This window comes from Streptosporangium amethystogenes (genome assembly GCF_000721075.1).
Taxonomy (GTDB): domain Bacteria; phylum Actinomycetota; class Actinomycetes; order Streptosporangiales; family Streptosporangiaceae; genus Streptosporangium; species Streptosporangium amethystogenes.
Map to the genome: position 1 here is coordinate 241,466 of NZ_JOEQ01000005.1, position 20,917 is coordinate 262,382.

At 69.6% G+C, this 20,917-nt stretch carries 15 protein-coding genes and 1 pseudogene; 7 read left to right on the top strand and 9 right to left on the bottom strand.

All coding sequences use genetic code 11. The features are described 5' to 3' along the window. Positions 1-4: 4 nt before the first annotated feature. Genes IG98_RS0108960 through IG98_RS0108975 form a run of 4 tightly spaced genes read right to left on the bottom strand, consistent with a single transcriptional unit; the run spans position 5 to position 6,200 of the window. Positions 5-3,160, bottom strand: a complete 3,156-nt coding sequence (locus IG98_RS0108960; RefSeq protein WP_157594236.1) for a glycosyl hydrolase — start codon at positions 3,158-3,160, stop codon at positions 5-7. Positions 3,161-3,164: 4 nt separating this feature from the next. Continuing rightward, positions 3,165-4,043, bottom strand: coding sequence for a carbohydrate ABC transporter permease (locus IG98_RS0108965; RefSeq protein WP_030908336.1), 879 nt, complete (start codon positions 4,041-4,043; stop codon positions 3,165-3,167). Beyond that, entirely contained in the window at positions 4,040-4,948 is a 909-nt protein-coding gene (locus tag IG98_RS0108970; RefSeq protein ID WP_084195223.1) for a carbohydrate ABC transporter permease, read from the bottom strand. The genes IG98_RS0108965 and IG98_RS0108970 overlap by 4 nt, the downstream gene beginning before the upstream one ends. Then, a complete protein-coding gene (locus tag IG98_RS0108975) occupies positions 4,935-6,200 on the bottom strand; it encodes an extracellular solute-binding protein (protein ID WP_169750096.1) in 1,266 nt (421 codons plus the stop codon). The genes IG98_RS0108970 and IG98_RS0108975 overlap by 14 nt, the downstream gene beginning before the upstream one ends. Here IG98_RS0108975 and IG98_RS51860 point away from each other — a divergent pair. From IG98_RS51860 to IG98_RS0108990, 4 genes are all read left to right on the top strand, one after another. Further along, on the top strand, positions 6,189-6,497 hold the full coding sequence (locus tag IG98_RS51860; RefSeq protein WP_169750097.1) for a hypothetical protein: 309 nt from the start codon (positions 6,189-6,191) through the stop codon (positions 6,495-6,497). The two genes, IG98_RS0108975 and IG98_RS51860, sit on opposite strands and share 12 nt — an antisense overlap. A gap of 34 nt (positions 6,498-6,531) precedes the next feature. Next, positions 6,532-7,566, top strand: a complete 1,035-nt coding sequence (locus tag IG98_RS0108980) for a LacI family DNA-binding transcriptional regulator (RefSeq protein WP_051751890.1) — start codon at positions 6,532-6,534, stop codon at positions 7,564-7,566. A gap of 707 nt (positions 7,567-8,273) precedes the next feature. Then, positions 8,274-9,767, top strand: a complete 1,494-nt coding sequence (locus IG98_RS0108985) for a hypothetical protein (RefSeq protein WP_157594238.1) — start codon at positions 8,274-8,276, stop codon at positions 9,765-9,767. Next, positions 9,764-10,777 (top strand): sugar-binding protein, encoded by a 1,014-nt coding sequence (locus IG98_RS0108990; RefSeq protein ID WP_030908350.1) that lies wholly within the window; start codon positions 9,764-9,766, stop codon positions 10,775-10,777. The genes IG98_RS0108985 and IG98_RS0108990 overlap by 4 nt, the downstream gene beginning before the upstream one ends. Before the next feature lie 32 nt (positions 10,778-10,809). Here the strand turns inward: IG98_RS0108990 and IG98_RS55125 are convergent. Both IG98_RS55125 and IG98_RS0108995 read right to left on the bottom strand, forming a co-directional pair. Then, positions 10,810-11,178 (bottom strand): annotated as a pseudogene (locus tag IG98_RS55125) (hypothetical protein); the annotation flags it as partial. Positions 11,179-11,303: 125 nt separating this feature from the next. Next, a complete protein-coding gene (locus IG98_RS0108995; protein ID WP_030908351.1) occupies positions 11,304-13,538 on the bottom strand; it encodes an FAD-dependent oxidoreductase in 2,235 nt (744 codons plus the stop codon). Between the two features lie 129 nt (positions 13,539-13,667). Between IG98_RS0108995 and IG98_RS0109000 the strand changes: the two genes are divergently transcribed. Continuing rightward, complete coding sequence (locus IG98_RS0109000) at positions 13,668-14,954, top strand: ROK family transcriptional regulator (RefSeq protein WP_211263916.1); 1,287 nt, start codon at positions 13,668-13,670, stop codon at positions 14,952-14,954. Positions 14,955-15,048: 94 nt separating this feature from the next. Here IG98_RS0109000 and IG98_RS0109005 read toward each other — a convergent pair whose 3' ends face one another. Together IG98_RS0109005 and IG98_RS0109010 are read right to left on the bottom strand one after the other, a co-directional pair. After that, positions 15,049-16,917: a glycoside hydrolase family 97 protein gene (locus IG98_RS0109005; protein WP_051751892.1), complete on the bottom strand. Its 1,869-nt coding sequence runs from the start codon at positions 16,915-16,917 to the stop codon at positions 15,049-15,051. A 115-nt stretch (positions 16,918-17,032) separates the two neighbouring features. Further along, the gene (locus tag IG98_RS0109010; protein WP_157594239.1) at positions 17,033-17,284 is read right to left on the bottom strand and encodes a hypothetical protein; all 252 of its coding nucleotides are present in this window, start codon (positions 17,282-17,284) and stop codon (positions 17,033-17,035) included. A gap of 66 nt (positions 17,285-17,350) precedes the next feature. Here IG98_RS0109010 and IG98_RS0109015 point away from each other — a divergent pair, with 66 nt between their 5' ends. Both IG98_RS0109015 and IG98_RS46725 read left to right on the top strand, forming a co-directional pair. Next, positions 17,351-18,316 (top strand): serine hydrolase domain-containing protein, encoded by a 966-nt coding sequence (locus IG98_RS0109015; protein WP_030908366.1) that lies wholly within the window; start codon positions 17,351-17,353, stop codon positions 18,314-18,316. 303 nt (positions 18,317-18,619) lie between these two features. Next, the gene (locus tag IG98_RS46725) at positions 18,620-20,050 is read left to right on the top strand and encodes a class I SAM-dependent methyltransferase (RefSeq protein WP_051751894.1); all 1,431 of its coding nucleotides are present in this window, start codon (positions 18,620-18,622) and stop codon (positions 20,048-20,050) included. A gap of 93 nt (positions 20,051-20,143) precedes the next feature. Here IG98_RS46725 and IG98_RS46730 read toward each other — a convergent pair whose 3' ends face one another. Continuing rightward, on the bottom strand, positions 20,144-20,800 hold the full coding sequence (locus tag IG98_RS46730) for a DUF4232 domain-containing protein (RefSeq protein ID WP_051751897.1): 657 nt from the start codon (positions 20,798-20,800) through the stop codon (positions 20,144-20,146). Positions 20,801-20,917 lie beyond the last annotated feature (117 nt).

Consider the following 20,917-nt stretch of genomic DNA (forward strand, 5'->3'; position numbering starts at 1 on the left):
CCCTTCAGAGCCCGCTGGTGAGTCGCACGGGGAAGTGCTGGCTGGTGTCCTTGGTGTGGCCGATGCCGGACGACCACTCCAGGTAGCCCTTCCTGCCGGCACCGTCGTCGTCGTTCACCAGCAGGGACAGCGCGAACATCCCTGTGGGCGGCCCGTTGAGTCCCAGGCTCTGCCACGGCAGGACGACGTCGTAGGTGGTCGTCATGCCCGCCCTGGTCACCGTGAGCCGTTCCGTGGGCGTCGACCCGGGGATCGCGATCCCGAAGGCCGCGAACGTGTAGGCGGCCGGCCCGCCAGGCGTCAGCGCCAGGCCGATCTCGGTCCGCTCCGTCGAGGCGCCGGGCAGCGCGGGCGAGAGGGAGAGCTGGATGGAGTCGCCGTTGTACAGGTTGCCAGCCGGGTTCTTCTGGGTGAACACGTCGTCCTCGACCGTGGCCTGGACCCTCAGTCCCGTCGCGGTCTCGGTGATCTTCACCGGGCCGCTGAGGTCGGCGGCCCCGCCCCAGTCCGCGGTGTAGCGGAACCACTTCGCGTCGGTGGACAGGTCGATCGGCGCGACCGCGGTGGCGCTGTCGGGCTCGATGGGACCGGCGCCGACGGATTGCCGGAGGGACAGGTCCGCGCGGCCCTGCAGGCCGACCGACACGTCGAGGTAGCCCTGCTCCCACACGCGCAGCGACGGGAGCGGGATGGTGTGCTCGGCCTGCTTTCCCGGCTGCAGCGTGGTGGTGTCGGCGATCGTGCCCGACTGCTTGCCGAGCGTCCAGGTGAGGCCGTCGAGGGTCACCGGGGTCTTGCGCGAGGTGTTGGTCAGGGTGACGGACGCCTCGCCCCGGTAGCCGCCGTCGCGGACGAGGTCGACCCCGACGGCGGCGACGACCGGGGTGGTGATCCTGATCGTCGGTGTCGCCAGGCGCGCCAGCTTATCGGCCCCGGCGGAGGCCCAGCCGGTGACCCAGCTCGCTTTGCCGCCCGCGGGGGTGGGGACGTCGAAGACGGCCTCGCCGGTGCCGCAGCCCCTGACCTTGACGTCGCGGCGCTGCCCTTCCAGGGTGATCGCCACCTTGGCGGGGATCGCGCGGCAGTTCTGGCCGGTGCGGTCGACAGCCGCGTGGACCTCGATGCTCTCGCCGTCGGCGACGGTCGCCGTGGTCTTCAGCGTGATCGCGGGAGCGGGGGCGACCGTGAGGGAGTCGACCTGGCCGCGGACGTAGACCGGGTGCTCGGTCAGCGTCACTTCGACGGCGCCCGCGTGCGGGGTCAGCGTGGTCCGCACGCCGTACTGGTCGGTGAGCGTGAGCGGCTGGCCGGTGCGCAGGGTCACGGTCTTGGGACTGTTCGGCGCCCACATGACGCGGTTGAGGTCGTCCACCGCGTTCTTGAAAGGGAAGGAGTAGGTCGTCGCGTCCAGGGTGTCCCGCTTGGTGATAGTGCGCCCGGCGAGTTCGGCCGCCATCACCGCCTGCGCGACGGCGGCGGGCTTGGGCTCGGCGGCGTAGCGGGCTGTCGCGCGCCGTACCTCGAAGACGCCGAAGTTGTGCTCCTGGTTGTTCGGGTCGGTGCCGTCGTCGCGGGCGTCGTACCAGTAGAGCCGGTCGGCGCCGCCGGCCAAGGAGAGCACCGCTGAGCGCACCAGGTAGTCGGCCTGCATGGCGTCGGTCGTGCCGCCCGCGGTGTGGGTCGGCCAGCCGTACTCGGTGAGCCACAGCGGGAGCGGGCGGCCGGCGGCGTCGTCGATGGTCTGGCTCAGCGACGCCATCTGGGTGTCCATCCCCTCGGGCGGGGTGGGGTGGCGGTACGGGTGGACGGACACCGCGTCCAGTACGGCGGCGCCGCCCAGTTCGAGCACCTGGCGCACGTAGTCGGCCGAGGCGCCGGAGATCGCCGGGCCCACGAGCTGGGCCTGCGGGTTCTGCGGGTCGACCCGGTCGGCGGCGGCCTGGAGGAGCTGGGCGTAGCAGGCGGGCGTGCGCCCGCAGAGGCCGTCGTTGAAGTTGATGTTGAACTCGTTGTAGACCTCGGTCGCCTGCGTGTAGCTCTTGAAGTGCTGGTTGACGGTGGCCGTGAAGCGTCCGTAGGCGGCCAGGCCCTCAGGCGAGCTCGGCGTGCGGTTGCCGTCGTAGAGCGGGTTGCGGTAGCTGGAGATCGGCAGCGGCTCGATGCCGGCGGCGTGCAATGCGGCGAACCCGCCGTCGTACCGGTCGAAGGTGTAGACGCCCTGCTGCTTCTCGACGGCAGACCAGGACACGTCGTTGCGCGAGTGGGTGTAGCCGATGCGCGCGATGCCGTCGATGAGCTCCTGCTCGTAGCCGTGCAGCCCGACCCCGAACGGCGAGTCGGCCGCGGCGGCGGGCATCGGCGGCACGATGCCGAAGCTCGCGCTCAACGTGCCCGACACGAACGTGTAGAAGCCGTTGGGCAGCGAGGCGAGGTTCACCACGCTGCTCCCCCCGGTGAAGGTGGCCGTCCCGCTCGCCACCTGGGTCCCGCGCACATCCCGTACGGCCCAGCCTGCGGGATCGGGGTTCTGGGCGTCGGTGAACAGCTCGAGCGAGGCCGTGCCGGGATCGAAGAGCAAGGAGTCGTTCATGACCCCGAAGTAGGTGGAGTGCTGCTCGAACCCGGCGTTGGCCAGCAGGTTCTGCCCGCTGCCGTCCTCGGTCATGGTCAAGTCGTCAAGGCGCACGCCAGGCGTCACGTCCTGCGACACGAGGCGGAGCGAGAAGCTGGTCTGCGTGGCCAGGGTCGTGTAGGTCCACGAGACCTGACGCCAGTCGTAGACGCCCATCGGGAAGTTGTAGCGCTGGGTGGTGTCGGGGCTGAGCACGGCCTGTAGTGCGGCCGTCTTCGACAGGCCCTCCGAGGCGATCCAGGCGGTGAACCGGTAGAGGGTGCCCGGCTTGACCGGCACCGTCTGAGCGATCTGCCCGAAGGTGTCCGGGCTGCTCGGCGTCTGGTTCACGATCCGCAGCGCCGACCCGGTGTGCCCCTGGGGCGTGGCGGTGAAGGCGACCTCGGCGGAGCCGTTCCTGCTGATGCTCCACGCGTCGAAGGTGTTGGAGTACGGGAGCCGAGTGTCGGCGAGAGCGGCGGTGCCGCTCCAGACCAGCACCACGGAGATCAGGGCAGCGAGCACGCGACGGGTTAACTGTGGGTTCATCGGGTCACCCCTTTACGGCGCCGGCCCGGCCGGCGCTGCGGAGGAACTGCTTCTGGAACAGGAGGAAGAAGACCAGCGGAAGGATCACCGCGATGAACATGGCGGCGATGAGCGTGCTGGTCTCCGCGGTGGCCGAGATCTTGTAGAGCACCACGGACAGCGGCTGCAGATCGGGTGAGGGCAGCACGAGGAGCGGCCAGAGGAACTCCTTCCAGGCCGACACCAGCGTGAGCAGGGAGACGACGGCGATGATCGGCCGCGACATCGGCAGCACGATGCGCCAGAACACGTCGAAGGAATTGGCCCCGTCGACCTTGGCCGCCTCGAAGACCTCCTTCGGCAACTCGGCAAAGAAGTTCTTCACCAGCAGCACGTTGAAGGCGTGCGCGGCGGCGGGCAGCCACACGGCCCAGTAGCTGTTGATCAGGTTGGCCCCGAGGCCAGGCACGTCGATCACGGTCAGGTACAGCGACACGAGGGAGACGACACCGGGGATGAACAGCGTGGCCATCACCGCGGCCGAGACCGCTCCCGCGTACCTCGGCCGCAGGATCGCCAGCGAGTAGCCGCCGGTCAACGCGACGAGCAGGCCGAAGAACCAGTTTCCCGCCGCGATGTAGACCGTGTTGGCCAAGGCGCGCCCGATGTCCATGCCGTTCCAGGCCTCGGCGAGGTTGCCCCACCGGATCCCGCTGGGCCACCAGCCGAACGGGTCGCGCAGGATGTCCTGCGAGGTCGACACCGCCGACTTGGCCAGCCAGAGGATTGGCCCCGCCGCGACGATCGCGAGGCAGGCGAGCACGGCGGCGATCAGCCCCGTGAACACCACGCGGGTCACTGGCTGGCGGCGCTCGCCGGTGGACAGGATTCCACGCTCGTTCATGAGGGTTTCCACTCCCTCGTCGCCCGCAGGTACACCGCGGACAGGGCGGTGAGGAAGACGGCGAGCATCAGGCTCAGCGCCGTCGCCTTGCCGAAGTCGCCGACCACGAACGCGTACTTGAAGATCAGCATGAGCAGCGTGATCGTGCTGTTGTCCGGCCCGCCGCCGGTCATGACGTAGGGCTCGGTGAACACCTGGAAGGTGCCGATCACCTGGAGGATCAGCATGAGCAGGATGACGGAGCGCAGCTGCGGCAGCGTGATGTGCCAGACCCGCCGCAACACCCCGGCGCCGTCGAGTTCGGCCGCCTCGTAGAGCTCGGGTGGCACCGACATCAGCGCGGCGACGTAGATGATCGTTGTCGTGCCGAAGCCCGCCCAGGTCGCCTGGACGACGATGCTGGGCATCGCCGTCTCGGCGCTTTGCAGCCAGGGAAAGGGTCCCAGCCCGGCCCAGCCGGCCACGGTGTTGAGCAGGCCGTGCTCGCTCGGGTCGTACAGCTGCTTCCACAGCAGCACCGCCACCACCGGGGGGATGATGATCGGGATGTAGACGAGCACGCTGGTGATGGTCCTGGTACGGCGGAGCTCCCCGATGAACACGGCGAGCAGCACCGGCACGGGGAAGCCGATGACCAGGGCCAGCAGCGTGAACCACGCGGTGTTCCAGGCCGCGGTGACGAGCAGCGGGTCGGCGAGCACGCGGCTGAAGTTGCGCAGCCCGACCCAGGCGGGATCGGCGACCAGGTTGGTGCGCTGGAAGCTGAGGACCAGGCTCCGCAGGATCGGCCACCAGGCGAAGAGGCCGAACACGATCAGCAGCGGGGTGGTGAAGAGCAGCTTTCCCGCGCCGCCGTGCCGTACCCACCTGGTCATCGCGCCCTGGAGGGTGTCACTGCGTGGCATCGATCAGCGCCTGCGCGTCCGTCTGGAGCTGGGTGAGCGCCGCGTCGACGTCGGCGTCCTGCTTCGTGAGCACCTGCTGGGTCACGGCGTCGAGCAGCGCGTAGGTCTCCTGCGCTGCCACGGGAGGCTCGCCAAGGATCGGGAGGGTGCCGAGGCTGGCGAAGTACGCCTTGTAGTTGGCCCGGTCGACGTTGACGTAGCCGGAGACCCAGGACAGATAGCGGTCGTAGATCTCCGGCGAGAACAGCGGCACCTCGGGGGCGCCCACGGGCAGGCCACCCGCCTTGGAGGTCTCGGCCCACTCGACCGCCGCCTGCTTGTCGAGGAAGCGGCCCAGGTAGCGGAACTTCACCCACTCCAGCGCGGCGGCCGCCTCACTGGCGCTGGCCTTGGGGCTGGCGACGGCGATGTCGCCGCCGCCCAGGCTGCCGATGCCGGAGGCCGACTGCGGCAGCGGCGCGATCCCCAGGTCGGAACCGGGCATGTCGCGGTTGCCGACGAGGTCGCGGTAGAGGTCGGCGCCGAGCACGGTCTGCCCGATCCGCCCGGCGGCGATCGCGTTGCGCATGTCGTCCTGGCTCATCAGGAAGTTCTTGCCTGCGGCCTGGTCGGTCCACCGCACGTCGTGCAGGAACGTCAGCGCGTCCTTCACGCCGCCGGCGTTGATCGTGGCCTTGACGGTGTCGCCTTCGCGCTGCTGGATGGCGCTGCCGTTGGCGTAGGCCATCGTGGTGAGGATCCAGCCGCCGGAGTTGGTCGTCGTCGCGATCATGAAGCCTGCCGCGTCGCTCGCCCTGCTGATCGCCTTGGCGTTCTCGCGCACCTGGTCCCAGGTCTTCGGCGGGGCGTCGGGGTCGAGGCCTGCCTTCTTGTACAGCGCCCTGTTGTAGATGAGGGCCATCGTGTAGGCGGCGGAGACGACGCCGAAGGTGCGGCCTTCGGCGTTCTGCGTCTGCTTGGCGACGGCCGGGTTGAGCTTCGAGAGCATCACGTCGCCCTTGACGAGGTCGGTGATGTCGCGCACCTGGCCGTTGAGGGCGAGCTGCTGGATGTTGGTGTACGGCACCTGCATCGTGGTCGGCATCGAGCCGCCGGCGACGAGGGCGGCGAACGTCTGCGGGTCGAATTTGGTCTCCTCGCCGACCACAGTGACGTTCGGATGGAGCTTCTGGAAGGTCGCGACCTGCTTGTTGAACAGGGCGAGGTTGTCAGGGTTGTCCTTGGTGGGCATGTTGCCGACGTGGATCGTCACCTTGGCGTTCGGGTCTGCCTCGGTGCCGGGCCGGCCGGACGAACACGCACCGGCGGTGAGAGCTATGATTCCGGCCATCGCGAAACTGGCGAACCGATTTTTTTGATGCAGCATGACGAACCCCTTTTTGCGGGCATGGTGGCGCAAACGGCGGTCACGCTCGGGCGTTGTCGTGACCGCGGCGCTCACGCGGGCAGCAGTGGCGTGCCGGCGAGTTTCGTGGCAGTGGTCAACCGTTTGACCATCGTCATGGTCTTGTCGTTCCTGCTACTTTGTCAAGTATCCGGAGAAACATGATTTAACCTGTTATCACCGAGATGGAAAGGAACTCATGGCACGCAAGGCCGCTACTCTCGCGGATGTCGCCGCGGCCGCCGGGGTCTCGGTGTCGCTGGTGTCGAAGGTGCTCAGCAACACCGGACGCGCCTCGGAGGAGACCCGCCGGCGCATCTTCGATGCCGTGGAGCGGCTCGACTTCCAGCCCAACGCGCTGGCCAAGTCCTTCGCCCGAGGGCGGAGCGAGCTGGTCGGGATCCTCATCGAGGACGCCTCGGAGATCTTCAGCAGCATGGTGCTGCGCGGCGCGGAGCGCAGGCTGGCCACGGGCGGCCTGGCCACGCTCGTGTGCGACGCCGCCGAGAGCGACCAGCGGCGATCGCAGTTCGTCCGCGCGCTCGAAGCGCGCCACGTCGACGCCGTGCTGGTCATCGGCTCCGGGCCGTCGGGTCTCTACCCGTCCATCTCCGACAGGTTGTCCTGCCCCGTCGCCTACGCCTTCTGCGAGTCCGACAACCCCGCCGACGCGTCGTTCCTCCCCGACGACTACGGTGCCGGGCGGCTCGCCGCCGAGCACCTGCTGTCGCTCGGCAGGACGAAGATCGCGCACATCGCGGAGGGCAGCGAGCGGGGCGCCGAGCTGCGCACGCGTGGTTTCGTGGAGACCCTCGCCGCCGCGGGGCAGCCGCTGGAGCCGCTCTACGGCGACTGGTCCAAGGCCTGGGGTCTCCAGGCGGTCAACCAGCTGATCGAGGCGGGCACCGAGTTCGACGCGATCTTCTGCGCCAACGACTTCATCGCCTACGGCGCCTACGTCGGCCTACGCGCCCACGGCATGCGGATCCCCGAGGACGTGGCGCTCGTGGGCCACGACCACTTCTCCATGGACCCGCCGGAACGCCGATCGGGGTTCCTGACGAGCATCGACCCCAACCTGCCCGCGCTCGGCAACGCGGCGGCACAGCACCTGATCTCGCCGGGCATGGCGGGCGACTTCGCGCCGAAGCTCTTCGTCGGCCGCACGACGGCGGGTGGTCAGGCATCCGCCGACCTGACCACCCTCCTGGAGTTCATCGACCAGTTGCTCTGAAGCGGCCCACAGCTCGGCCTCGCGCAGCAGGTGCTCGTCGCGGCGGTTGCCCTGCGTGGTCAGGTGCCGGGTGGTGAGGGATCCGCGGTGCAGTTCGAGGTGGAGCTCGCCCGACCACACCGGCAGGCTCTCGTACTCGCCCTCCGCGCACTCGAAAAAGGGCTGCGGCGAGTCGATCGTGACCGCCGGCGAGCCCTCCGGCGACCTGAGCCGATTGGCGGCGGCGAGCATCTCGCGGGTCGGCCCGCCGCCGTCGCCCCAGCCGAACGGTACGAGCGAGGTCATGGGTGGTGTACGAGTTTGACCTGGTCACTAGCGTAGCGGCCGAGAAATGAAGACGGCGGGCCAAGAGCCGCCACCAGCATCTGGCCGGCCTCGGCCGCTACGTGCTACTCGGCGAACAGACCTCCGCGCGCATTACCGCCAAAGCAGCCCCGCCCAACGTCGCCGCACCCACTAGTTTGGCGACCTTTCACCCTCGCCTCGTACGGCCCGGAGCTTTTCGACAGCTTCGAGAGAGTATTTCCCAGCCGTGCTCTGCCGCCCGCCAGCCGAGGCGCCGGCCAACGGTTGCGGAGCGAAGCGAGCCGCGCGGCGTCCGTTGACGAGAGGCGGTTCAGATCTCTAATCTCCGCTTAATCCGGAAAATGGAATTAGTTACCCGTGGCTTGATCGTGTCTACGTCGCCGCCGTTCGAAGGAGAACCCGTGACCGCAGCCCCCCACTCGAACGTTCCTCACGCCGTGCCCCGGCGTGCCGTCCTCGCGGGCGCAGGTCTCGGAATGGCCACCGCCGTACTCGGGCTCCCCGGACCGGCGCGACCCGCGAGCGCGGCCGTGACACCGATGCCGCTGGGGACACTGCTCGGGACCAACCACGCCGCCGCCGCCGGCCCCAGCATCGGCGCGCTGGCGGGGATGTCATGGGATCGCAGCGACATACTCTGGGCCGCGGTCGAATCGACCCAAGGGACGTACGACGACAGCGCCATCCACGCATTCGGCACCCGGTTCGCCGCCGCCGCGGCGAACGGCGTAACCCTGCTCCCGGTGCTGGCCTACTCCGCTCCGTGGGCCGCGCGGACGACCGCGTACGGATGGTCGCATTGGGACGTGCAGTACGCGGTCGGTGCGGCCCAGGTCGACGCCGGATCGGGTTGGTCGCGCCGGGTGACCCGAACCCGGATCAGCACCGGCGAGGTCCTCCAGGACGAGGACCTGGTGCTGCCCAAGGACAAGACGCCGCCGGCGGATCCGGCGAGATGGCTCGCGTTCGTCGACCACGTGGTGACGATCCTCCGCAGCACCTACGGCGTCGAGTACTTCCAGGTGTGGAACGAGACCTACTGGTCGGCGGGGTTCTGGTACGGCAGCCCGTACGAGTACATCGACCAGATACACAAGCCGGCGTCAACGGCGATCCGCAACCATGGTGGCAAGGTCGTCTACGGCGGCTGGCCCTCGCTGGCAGCGATCGCGCGGTTCACCGCGCTCCTGAACGAGACGAACGCGTGGTCCAGCGTCGACGTGCTCGACGTGCACTACTACAAGCCGTCCGACCTGGAGTCGCTGCGCGTCGCGTGCGTCGCCGCGCTGGGGTCGTCGCTACCGATCTGGCAGACCGAGATCGGCTACTCGACCAGCCCGGCGGCGGCCGCCCTGGTGTACCCCGGACTCCTGCACTGGGCGATCACGCGCGGCCTCGCGCAGCTGCCCGACGGGTTCAAACTTCTCTGGTACGCGTGGCAGGCGCCCGCTTCGGCGCCGGCGACCGGCGCCGGTCGATACCTCCGCAAGGCCGACGGTTCGCTCACCTCCCACGGCGTCTGCCTCAGCACCATCGCGGATCTCTTCGGCGGCGTGGTGCCCGAAACCTACGACGACCACACCAACGACGCCGGACTGACGACGGCCCGGGACTGGGCTTCCGGTTCTATCGAAGGGTTCCTGGTCGGCGGCATCAAGATCATCATCGCCATCCACACCCCGGCCGGCTGGGCCGGCACGAACGTCACCGTCACCCTGGCGACGCTGCCGCCCACGGCCGGCGCGGCCCGGGTGGACCTGACCGGTCAGCGCGCGCCGCTGGCCCTCGCCGGCAATGCGGTCACCGTCGCGTTGGCCGACGAGCCCGGGTCGGTCGCCGCTTCGTACAACGCCGCATCAACCATCCGCACCTGCTATCTTGAGGTCTCTCTGTGACAATCTCCCGCCGTACCTTCCTCCGTGGTGTCGGCATCTCCGCCACCGCCGCCATGCTTCCGGTGGTCACCGCCCAGTGGGCCGCCGCCGATCCGCAGACAACCCTCCTGACCCGCGAACAGCTCACGGCATTACTCGGACGGGGCGCGCACCTCCCGCTCACCAAACTCACCACAACGCCCGCCGGTAGCGGATCCGGAGCCCTCGCCGACGCGTTCGGCGCCCATCTGCCGAGCCGCGACAACCAGGTTTCGATCACCGGGTGGGCCGGCGAGGACGACCTGTCGACCGACCTCGCGCTCGGCTATGACGCGGAACGGCTGTACGTCGCGGCGACGGTGACCGACAACGTCCACCGGCCGATCGGTGGCACCAACCAGTGGCAGGGTGACGGGTTCCAGATCGCCTTCGGGGACAGCAACGGCGGGTACGGTCCGGAGTACGGCCTCGCGTTGCTCGACAGTGGTCCCGAGGTCTACCGATTCAGCGACGGTTCGGTCACCTCGCCGGTCAGCGACGTCACCCTGACCGCTCGGCGTGACGGCACCCAGACCCATTACCTGGCAGCGTTCCCGTGGGCTTCGACCGGCGTCGGCGCTCCCGGTCCCGGCGGCTCGGTGCTGTTCAACGCGATCATCAACGACAACGACGGCGCGAACCGGCGGGGCTGGATCCAGTGGTGCCCCGGCATCGCCACCGGCAAGTCGGCGCAGGAGTTCGTCCGGCTCGCGGCGCTGCCCGAGTCGGGTGCGTGCCAGGCCTGGATCACCCTCGACGAGGACCAGGTCGAGGTGGGGGCCCAGGTCAAGGCGGCGATCTTAGTACTGAACTGGGACGATGCCGACCGCCGGGTCGAGGTGAGCATCCGCTCGAACGCGCGCAGGATCTCCCAGCGCCGCGAGGAGTCGACGCTCAGCTCGCGCATCAGCCCGTCCAGCGTCCACACGTCCTGTGCGAGCTCCCACACCCCGACATCGAGCAGGGCGAGGTCGAAGCTCCTCAGCCGGTAGATCGGGTCGGTGCCCGCGGTGGTCCTGTCCCCGAGCGCGGTCGGCTCGTAGGTGTACTCACCCGCGACGTCCGGATTGGCGGCCGCCTCGACGTACACGTCGACGACGGGCTCGGCCAGGCTCCACGGCAGGTACTGGCTCAGCGGCGCGACGGCCTTGATGAGGCTGCCGTCGGCACGGTAGCCGAGGCCCTCGACCTGGAAGCCGGGGCGGCGGCCGTGGAAGCCGAGATCGACGACGATCTCGAGGCGCGTGCCCTCGGGAAGCTCGTCAGGCACGCGTCCTGTCGCGTGGAACCACGTCGTGCCCCAGGGGGTGCCCCAGTTGTGCGGGAGTGTGATGGGGTGTACCTGGCCTGGAACGCCTCGGCCGCGGGCACAGGCTCGCCGGGCACGTTCCACGCCTCGACGGCCAGTGGTCGCCGCTCGCGGTACAGCGCGGCGGGCAGGAACTGCTGAACGAAACGGGCCAGCCGCTCCTCGACGATCAAGCGGTTGTCATGCACAGTGAGTTCTCTCTCCGTCAGTCAGTTCTCGAAGACGCGCACGGCGGCGATCATGGCGCGTTCGTCGCCGTTGGTGGCCGTGACCACGACCCGCAGCGCGCCCGCCCGTACGGCCTGGCCGAGCGCGTGCACCCGGCGGCGTAAGCGGTTGCCCGTGACCTCCACGACCGGCGCCCACCCGGCCGCCGTCTCCGCCTCGATCCGGTAGTCCTTCACGAGTTCGGGCATGACCAGGTACGGCGTGCGGTGGTGGTGCAGGTTGACCAGGTCCTCATCGACGTCGTCGTTGAAGATCAGCTCGACACGGCCGATGGTGCGCTCCTCGGGCCAGCGGAGCTCGACGTGCTGCTCGCCTCCGGTCTCCGAGGCCCACAGGTTGGGGCCGTCGAACGGCCGGGCCAGCCCGCCCGCGACCTGGTCGGGCCGGTAGGCCGCGGTCGCCGGCTCGACCTCGAACCGCGGCGTGCGCCTGCGCAGCTCGAAGGCCGACCACGCGTTGCTCTGCGGCGTCCCCAGGTCGAGTGCCGGGTCCCTGCTGAGTAGGCCCAGCACGCCGTACGGCGGGCGGCCCGCGCCGACCAGGACGGCGAGATCGTCGTTGCGCCGGACGACCACGACCACCTCGCCCCCTTCCACGGGCACGTCGTCGAAGCGGGCCTCCAGCCAGCCGCGCCCGGCCTGCTCGAGGCTCGCCTCCCTGGTCGCGAGCAGCGTGACCGGGATGTGGTTCAGCCCGCTGCCCGTGCTCCACAGCTCGACCGTCGCGGTGGTCGCGCGGGCGGCCTCGACACCGATGCGCACGACGTCGACCCGGGGGTCGGCGGGCAGGAGCAGACCGAAATCGGCCTCGCCGATCGGGAGCAGCTCCGGCTCCGCGCCCGCGTCACCAGCCAGCCGGGTCAGCGTGGACGACGCCGTGACGGTGGCCTTCAGCGCCAGGTCGCGCGGATCCTGCCAGGGCACGCCCAGCAGCGAGGCGTCCTGCCGGACGAGCATGGCCTGGAGTTCGTCCAGGTGGGCGGCCGCGATCTGGCGCGGCGTGACGCTCCTGCGCACCGCGAGCGCGGCAGCCGTACCCGCCGCCTCACCCACGACGGCGCAGGTCGCCATGACCCGGGTGCTGCCGAAGGCGACATGGCTGGCGGATATGTCGCGGCCGGCCATGAGCATGTTGCGCACGTTCACCGAGTACAGCGAGCGGAACGGGATGTCGTAGAGGCCGGGGCCGAACAGGTGCTTGGAGGGGCTGTCGGCGGCGTAGATGCCGCCTGGCGGGTGCAGGTCGATGGACCAGCCGCCGAAGCCGATCGTGTCGGGGAAGCGGGTCTGGCCGGTGATGTCCTGCTGCGTCAGCACGTGGTCGCCGATGAAGCGGCGGTACTCGCGCTTGCCGGGGAGCGTGCCCACCCACTCCAGGGTGAGGTTGTCGGCGGCGAAGCGGCCGGAGTTCTTGACGTAGTCCCAGATGCCGAAGACGACGCCCCACAGCTCGTCGCGGATGCGCTCGTTGTCGGCGACCGCGTCGAGCTCGCCGCCCCACTCGATCCACCAGTAGTCGCAGCCGTTCATGCCGGGGTCGATGTGGCGGCGGAGCGGCAGGTTGAAGGCCTCGATGTCCTTGGTGATGCCGGGCGGAACAAACCGGACCGGCTGTCCTGCGTCTTTGGTGTAGAAGAGGATCGTGCTGCCGAGCATGTTGTCGTCGGCGACTTCTGGCGCCCACTCCTCGCCGTGGACGCTCCTGTCCTCCCTGCCGGTCGCGAACCTGGCGCCCGCGAGCAGGCCGACCAGGCCGTCACCCGTGCAGTCGAGGAAGATCGGCGACTCGAACCTGATCAGCCGCTCGGAGCCGGACTGCCAGCCGGTGACCGAGCCGATGACTCGGTCGGCCTCGTCGCCATCGGCCTCGACCTCGCGCACCTCGGTGTTGAGGAAGAGCGTGATGTTCGGCTCCGCGCGCACGAGGTCGAGCACGACGTGGTCCCAGAGGATGGGGTTGCCCTCGGGGTTGCGCCACTGGTTCTCGGTGAACAGTTCGCCCATGAGACCCGTCTCGCGGGCGAACTTCTGCGCGCCGTGCGCCGTGGCGCCCACCACCCACACCCGGATCTCGCTGCTGGAGTTGCCGCCGAGCACGCCCCTGTTGTTGATCAGGGCGACTCTCGCGCCGTTGCGCGCGGCGCTCACGGCTGCGGTGACACCGGCCAGACCACCGCCGACCACGGTGACATCGGCGGTGTAGCTGAGCTCGATCATGAATGCCGACTTTCTGCTCGACTCCGACGAAGGACTCCTAGAATATTTCCGACATCCTGAATAAATCAATGTGCGGGTTGGCTAGGGTAGACGGAGAGCGGAATGATGGGCGAGGGGGCACGGAGACCAGTGGCAGTCGGGCGGGAGTCCTCCACAATCGGGAAGACCGGCAGGCGGGAGGCCAGGCTTCCGGCCGGTTCCTCCGGCCTTCGGCGCGGCTCCAATCTCGAACACGTCGCCGACTTCAACGACTCCGTCGTTCTCGACGCGATCCGGCGCTCACGCACGGGGAGCTCACGCGCGGAGCTGACGGCCGAGACGGGGCTCGCCGCGCAGACCGTCTCCGACGTGTGCCAGCGCCTGCTCGACCAGGGGCTCATCGCGGAGACCGGGACGACGTCGACCGGCTTCGGGCGGCCCCGCCGTACGTTGGAGCTTGTGCCCGCGAGCCGTTATGCGCTCGGCATCCACATCGACCCGGCCACGATCACGTATGTGCTGCTCGATCTCAGCGGCAATCTGGTGGCGCACTTCAGCAGGCAGACCTCGAGTCCCCAGGATGCCGATGTCATCCTGGCCGGGATGACATCGGCGCTGGACGTGCTGCTCGCCGGATCGGGGATCGAGCAGGACCGGATACTCGGGCTCGGTATCGCGGCGCCGGGTCCCATTGACATCGCGGGCGGGGTCATGGTCGATCCGCCGCACCTGCCGGGGTGGCATCGGGTCGAGCTGGTCGACCGGCTGCACCAGGCGACCGGGCTGCCCGTCGTGCTCGGCAAGGACGTCACCGCCGCGGTCGTGGCCGAGCGGTGGGCGGGGGCCGCGATTGGCAGCAGCGATTTCGCGTTCCTCTATCTGGGCACTGGTGTCGGGGTGGGGCTTGTCAACGGCGACATCGTGGTGCGCGGCCGGTCCGGCAACGCGGGCGACATCGGACACCTGATCGTCGACGTGGACGGGCCGCCATGTATCTGCGGGCAACGGGGGTGCCTGGGTGCGGCGTGCTCGCCGCTCTTTCTCATTCAGGAGGCGGTGGCGGCGGGCGTGTTGCCCGCGTCGCCTGACGACGGGCAGCTCGTGCAGGCGGTCAGGCGGGTGGGGACGTTGTGCCGGGCGGCTGACGATGGTGACGAGCGGGCGGTGGCGGTCCTGCACCAGTCCGCGCGGCGGCTCGCGCGGGCGATCACGACCATCGGCGGCATCCTGGACACCGAGCTCGTCGTGTGCGGGGGGCCGGCCTGGGCTCCTGCGGCGCACCACTATCTTCCACTGCTCAAGCCGATGGTCGCCCAGCAGTTCGTGATGCGTGAGATCCACGGCCTAAACGTGGTCGGCACCGCGCTGGGCGCCGACGTGGCGGCGATCGGCGCGGCCTGCCTGATACTCGACGAACGTTTCGCGGCCAGGCCGTAGCGGCGGCTGCTCGCTGCAGGCCAGGCCTCGGGGGTCGGCTCCCCGGCGGGCGGGGTCGGTGAGACCGGCCATCGACTCAGGCCGCGGCGGCCGGTTACTCGGGCAGCAGGCGCGCGACGAAACCGCCGCCCGCCGACATTGCGGGAACGCGGACCACCTCGCCTGCTGCGACCTCCGACACCGCGACCTCATCGCGATCCGCACCGTCCGCGACCACGCGCCACATGCCGCAGAGCAGCCCCAGGCGTCCGAGGTCAAGCTCAACCTCCGGACGCGGCGCGGGACCGTTGATCCCCGCGAGCCACCACGTCCCACCCGTACGACGAGCCAGCACAATGTGCTCACCCGGCTCACCAGCCAGCCCGACCGTCTCGTCCCACGCCGCCGGTACGGCGCGCAATACCTCACGCACCCCCTCCTGCTGCCCCTGATAGGACTCCGGCGAGTCCGCGAAGTGCACCAGCCCCGACTCGTACACCACCGCCAGCGCCAGCTCGTGCGCCGCCGTGGTCAACCGCGGCCGCAGCGCGTCGCCGAAGGTGACCGGCGTGTAGTCCATCGGCCCGATCACGTTGCGCGTGAACGGCAGAACGGTGTTGTGCCACACCGCCTCCTCCGCGAACGACGGCCCGAACAGGTACCACTCGGCCCCCCGCACCGCCTCCAGCGTCATCAGGTGCGGCCAGGTCCGCTCCCACCCCCGCGGGATCGTGCTGCCGTGGAAGTTGACCATCACCCGTGCCTCCGCCGCATCCTCGAGAATCCCGAGGTAGTGCGCGATCCCGTCCTGCTTGTCCGAGTGGAAGAAGTCGACCTTGATCCCGGCGATCCCCCAGCTCGAGATCTTCGCCAGCTCCGCCCTGCGCACCTCCGGCAGGTGCATGAGGTCCCGCGGTCCCTCCGTCGAGGGGTTGTTCAGCCCGGCCGAGTTGTACCAGAGGAACAGCCGCACGTCGCGCTCGGCTGCGTAGCCGACCAACTCGCGGATCTCCTCCTCCGCGTGCACCGTCCAGTTCGCGTCAACCAGCGAGTATTCCCATCCCATCTCGGCGGCGAGGTCGACGAAACGCCGCAACGCGTCCAGATCGCGGGGGCTGGCGTTCTCCGACCACCAACTCCAGGAGACGCGTCCAGGCCTGATCCACGCGGTGTCGGCGATCCGCGCGGGCTCGGCCAGGTGCCACACCACCGTGGACTCGACCAGTTCGGCCGCGGTGTCCGCGAGCGCGACGAACCGCCACGGCAGGGTCCACGGCAACGCCGAGGTGGCCAGGACGTCGCCATGGCCCAGTCCCTCGTCGGGGTCGGGCCCAAGCACGCCATACTCACGCCCCACCGGCGAGGGGTCGAGCCGCGTACCGTGGTAGGTCGCGTCGAGACCGGCCTCGGAGACGAGCAGCCAGTGCCCGTTCACCTCGAAGGTCGCGGGCAGGTCGTACGAGCGCGCCACTGTTGGGGTGCCGATGGGCACGCCGTTCGTGTAGAGGTTCTCGTGCGCGGGTCCGCCCCCGTCGGAGGGAGACGTCGGCTGCAGCCACCCGCGCCCTTCGGCAGCGAAGGCGAAGGTCGTCAGCTCCCTGGTGACCGTCGCGTCGCCAGGTCCGTCAGACGAGCAAGGAAACCGGTAGCGGAACGCGACGGCCTCGTCGAAGACGCGGAACTCGATGTCGAGCGGCGCCCCGTTGCGCCCTCGCACCGAGAGTGTTGCGGCGGTGGAAAGCTCGTGGAGCGCGCTGCGCTTGCCGTGTACGGCGGCGTAGCTCTCGTTGCGCGCCTCGGGCACCGGTTCGGCGACCAGCGCGAGCCCGCTGTGGAAGGACGCGTCCTGCCGCTCGACCCCGAGCCTGGAGCGCTCAAGGAGCACGACACCGCGCCGCCGCACGTCATACCAGAGCCGGCCCTGCTCATCGAGTGACACATCGAGCTCTACCGCGCCGTCGGGCGAGTTCACGGTCCACTGCACGCCTATGTCTCCTGTCTCATTACTCCGATTTCCGGAATAAATAGTCCCATCAAGGATGGGAACCGTGCAACCGCGGTGCCGGTCCGAACCACCGGAGAGCTCAGACCGGCACCCGTCACCATCGGTTCGTGACCCTGGCGTACGCCTTGGCCAGCTTCATCCAGATAACGCCCGCCTCGCTGGTCGACCCCAGCCGGTTGGTAACGGCCGTGAGTGACAAACCACGCGCCATGTCCGTCGCGCCGATGACGGTGAAGCCGCCGTAGTAGCCCGAGTAGCCCTGCCACTCGCGGTCGCCGCGCACTGCTCCCCGTCCACAGCCGAAGCGGGAGCCGGCACGTGGGGCGACGATGCTAGCGTCGAGCACGCGTCCGCCGCCCAAGCCGGCCCCGGACTCCTATCTCTGACCCCAGTCGCAACTTAGAACGAGATCATGAGCAGCCATATGATCGCCGACCGCCTCGCCCGGGCCATCGAGCGGAACCGAGTGCCCGATCTCCACGCCGTTGTCGCCCTCCACCACGGCCAGGTGGTCATCGAGCACTACGGCGAAGGTGAGGACTTCAGGCTGAGCGAACCCCTCGGCCACGTGCGCTTCACCCCCGACACACTCCACGACATCCGCTCGGTCACCAAGAGCGTCGTCGGCCTCCTGTACGGCATCGCCCTGGCCGACGGTCGGGTGCCGGAGCCGCACGAGCCGCTGCTACGGAACTTCCCCGAGTATCCGGACCTCGCGGCGGACCCCCGGCGCGCCGCGCTGACCGTCGAGCACGCGCTCACCATGACGCTCGGTCTGGAGTGGAACGAGAACGTCCCATACACCAGTACGGCCAACAGCGAGATCGCGATGGAGGCGGCCCCCGACCGTTTCCACTACATCCTGAGACAGCCGATCGTGGAAGAGCCCGGCGTCCGATGGTCCTACTGCGGGGGCGCCTCGGCGCTGCTGGCGCGGCTCATTGAGAAGGGCACGGGAGTGGCACTGAAGGAGTACGCGCGTGCCAGGCTCTTCGAGCCACTGCAGATCGAGCGTTCCGAGTGGTCGGCCGGTGAGGACGGGGTGGCCCTGGCGGCCTCGGGGTTGCGACTGACCCCTCGTGGTCTCCTCGCGATCGGACGGCTCGTGCTCGCCGGGGGCGCCGGCATCGTGCCCGAGTCCTGGCTGGCGGAGGCCCTGCGTCCGCGGGTACGGATCGACGAGGGGTTCCACTACGGCTACCAGTGGTATGTGGGAGACACCTGGACGGGCGGGTTCGGCAACGGCGGTCAGCGGATCTACGTGGCGCCCGCGCTGGACCTCGTGGTCGCCGTCACCGCAGGTCAGTACGACAGGCCCGATCAGCCGACCGCCTCGGTCGTGCTCGACGAGGTGATCCTGCCGGGGATCGTGAGCTGAGGCGCGCTCACCGCTCCTGCGGGGCGTGCCGTGCCGTCCGGCGGGACACCAAGAAAGTCACAAGTCCGCTGTCCTATATTGCGGCTGACGGCCTGCCCGGCAGACGTGAACCGCCCCCGGCGTGGCCCTGGCCATGCCCGGCGGTGAACCGTCCGCCCCTACTCTCCTGGTTCTTTTCGCGATATGGCGACGTCCTCACCGGCGGTCACGATCTCGGGGTTCCCGGAACCCCGGTCGACTCGCCGCCGGACGCCTCCAGCTCGCGTGAGCGGTTCGGACGCATCCACTGAGAGGTCTTTGAGCATGCACAACGGAAGTGACATCGAGGTCCGCTGGCTGAAGTGGGAAGAGGCCGCCGAGGAGATCCTTGATCTACGGCGGCGGGTGTTCATGTCCGAGCTGGGGTGGAGCGAGGAGAGGGTGCACCACGACAGCGACCCGGAGGGTTTTCACCTGTGCGCCCTGTCCGGGGGGAAGATCGTGGCCGCCATCTCCGCGTACGTCTACCGCCCGGGAGCACCGGGGCTGGCCGCTCTGGAGCTGCCCGACCTGGACGGGCCGACCGTCGAGATCGGCAAGCGGGTGGCGCTCCAGACCCATCGGGGCCGCCTGATCAGCACGCGGATCGCCAACTCGATGGTGCGGCAGCTCTGCGAGTCGCTCTGCCCGTCCCGGTTCTTCCTCATCGTCCGGCCGAGCCAGTACGACCACCTCCTCGATCGGTACGCCAAGCGGGACTTCGTGGTGCGCGGTGAGGTCGGCTCGGGCGACGACGCGGTCACGGTGATGACCGTGGAGGGTGGAGAGGCGCTGGAGGGGTTCTACCTCAGGCATCGGGAGCTGACCTGGGAGTCGCCGTCCGGCGACGAGCGGTTGGCGATGCCCTCGCTGGTTCGGTTTCTCGCCGACGAGGGGTGCGGTGACCTGCTGGCGGTGGAGCGACTCGGCGCGGAGAACTTCTACCTGGACCTGCTGTCCCTGCAGGAGGAGGCGCCGCGGCTGGGCGCACAGGGACGGCTGGTACTCGCCGAGCAGCGGCCACGCCTGGCCTCGACGCCCTTCCCGCCCGCGCCCGCGTCGCTGCTCGACGTCGGCAGCGGACCCGGGGACTATCTGGCGGCGGTCGCCGAGGAGGGCCCGTTCGCCGGATACGACGTGCGGGGCGTCGAACCGGCTCCCCGGTTGCTCGCCAGGGCCCGCTCGAACCACCCCGGCCTCACGTTCCGTCAGGGCACCGCGTACGCCACCGGTGAGGCGGACGCGTCGCACGACGTGGTCACGGCGAGCTTCCTCTTCGTCCACCTGCGCAGTCCGGACCTGGCCCTGCTCGAAATGCGCCGGGTGCTGCGGCCCGGTGGGCTGCTGTACGTGGTCGACGTCGACGACACGGCCTTCCGTGGCCCCGATGTGGCTCGCCGCATGCTCGAGACCTACGACCGTAACTACGCCGCCGACCGTACGATCCTCGGCGACCTCCCGGAGCGCGCCGCGGAGTTCGGCTTCCAGCCCGTCCGGAGCTTTTCCACCACGCTCCGCTACGCGGTGGACGCAGAGCCGGGGTTCGGCCCTGACGAGATCCGGCTCGGCAGGGAGGAGGCGTGGAGCCTGCTCTCCTTCGTGAGGTCGCAGCGCGGTATCGAGGAGAGCTTCCTGGAGGCGCGCGACCACTACTTCAGCGTGGAATGCGAGATCGGGGTGGACATCAAAACCCAGGTCTACCGGAGATGCCCCTAGACGTACCGCCGCTCCGCTCCGGCCGAGGGCACGGCGGCCGGAGCGGAGCAGGGTCAAACAGGCGGTTCCGTTTCCCGGACCCGGTTCGAGGAGCTACAGGCGCGCACCGGAGGCCAGCGGGGTGGCGTCCAGGCGGCCGTCGTCGCAGACGGCCGCCTTGAACGGGATCTCCAGGTGCGCCACCTCGTCCGGCGGGATGATCATCAGCCGTGCGGAGGCCGGGCAGGGCCTGCTTCCGCCGGGCACCTCGCTCCAGTGCAGCCTGGCGTGCGCGCTCGCTCCGGGGCGCAGGGTGATCCGCCGGGGCTGGAGGCTCTCCCTGCGCGTCCTGGTACGCATCGCGTCGCCGCTGCCGTCGATCATGATCAGGCCGACGAAGCCGTACACCCAGCAGGTCCTGGTGGAGGTGTTGGTGAACACCAGTGGCGCGTACCGCTGTCCCGCTCCGGCGTCCACCCTGCCGACGCGTGCCGCGAGCGCCTCGGTGCGGCAGCGCCCGGCGGCGGTGCCGCCGCCCGCCACCCGCAGGCCCGCGGCCTGGACGGCGACGGCGGGGCGCGCGGGGGCGGAGCTTGGAGACGAGGAGGCGGGGGCGCTGTCCCGTGCGGGGGAGAAACTCGCGGGAGCGCCGCCGGCAGCCGGGACGGCGCCCCGGGGGCGGGCGGCGGGTGGGGCGCACGCGGTCGTGGCCGCCAGCATGGCCAGCGCCGAGGTGGCGACGAGCAGTCCGGTGCCGATGGATTGTTTCATGGTCCGTTGGACGCGCACCGCGCCTGCTTTGTTGTCGTACTGTGCATTCGATCGGGAGGCCGAGTGGGTATTTTTTTCATTCCGAAACCGCCTGAGAGAGGGCAGACCTTCTTTGGG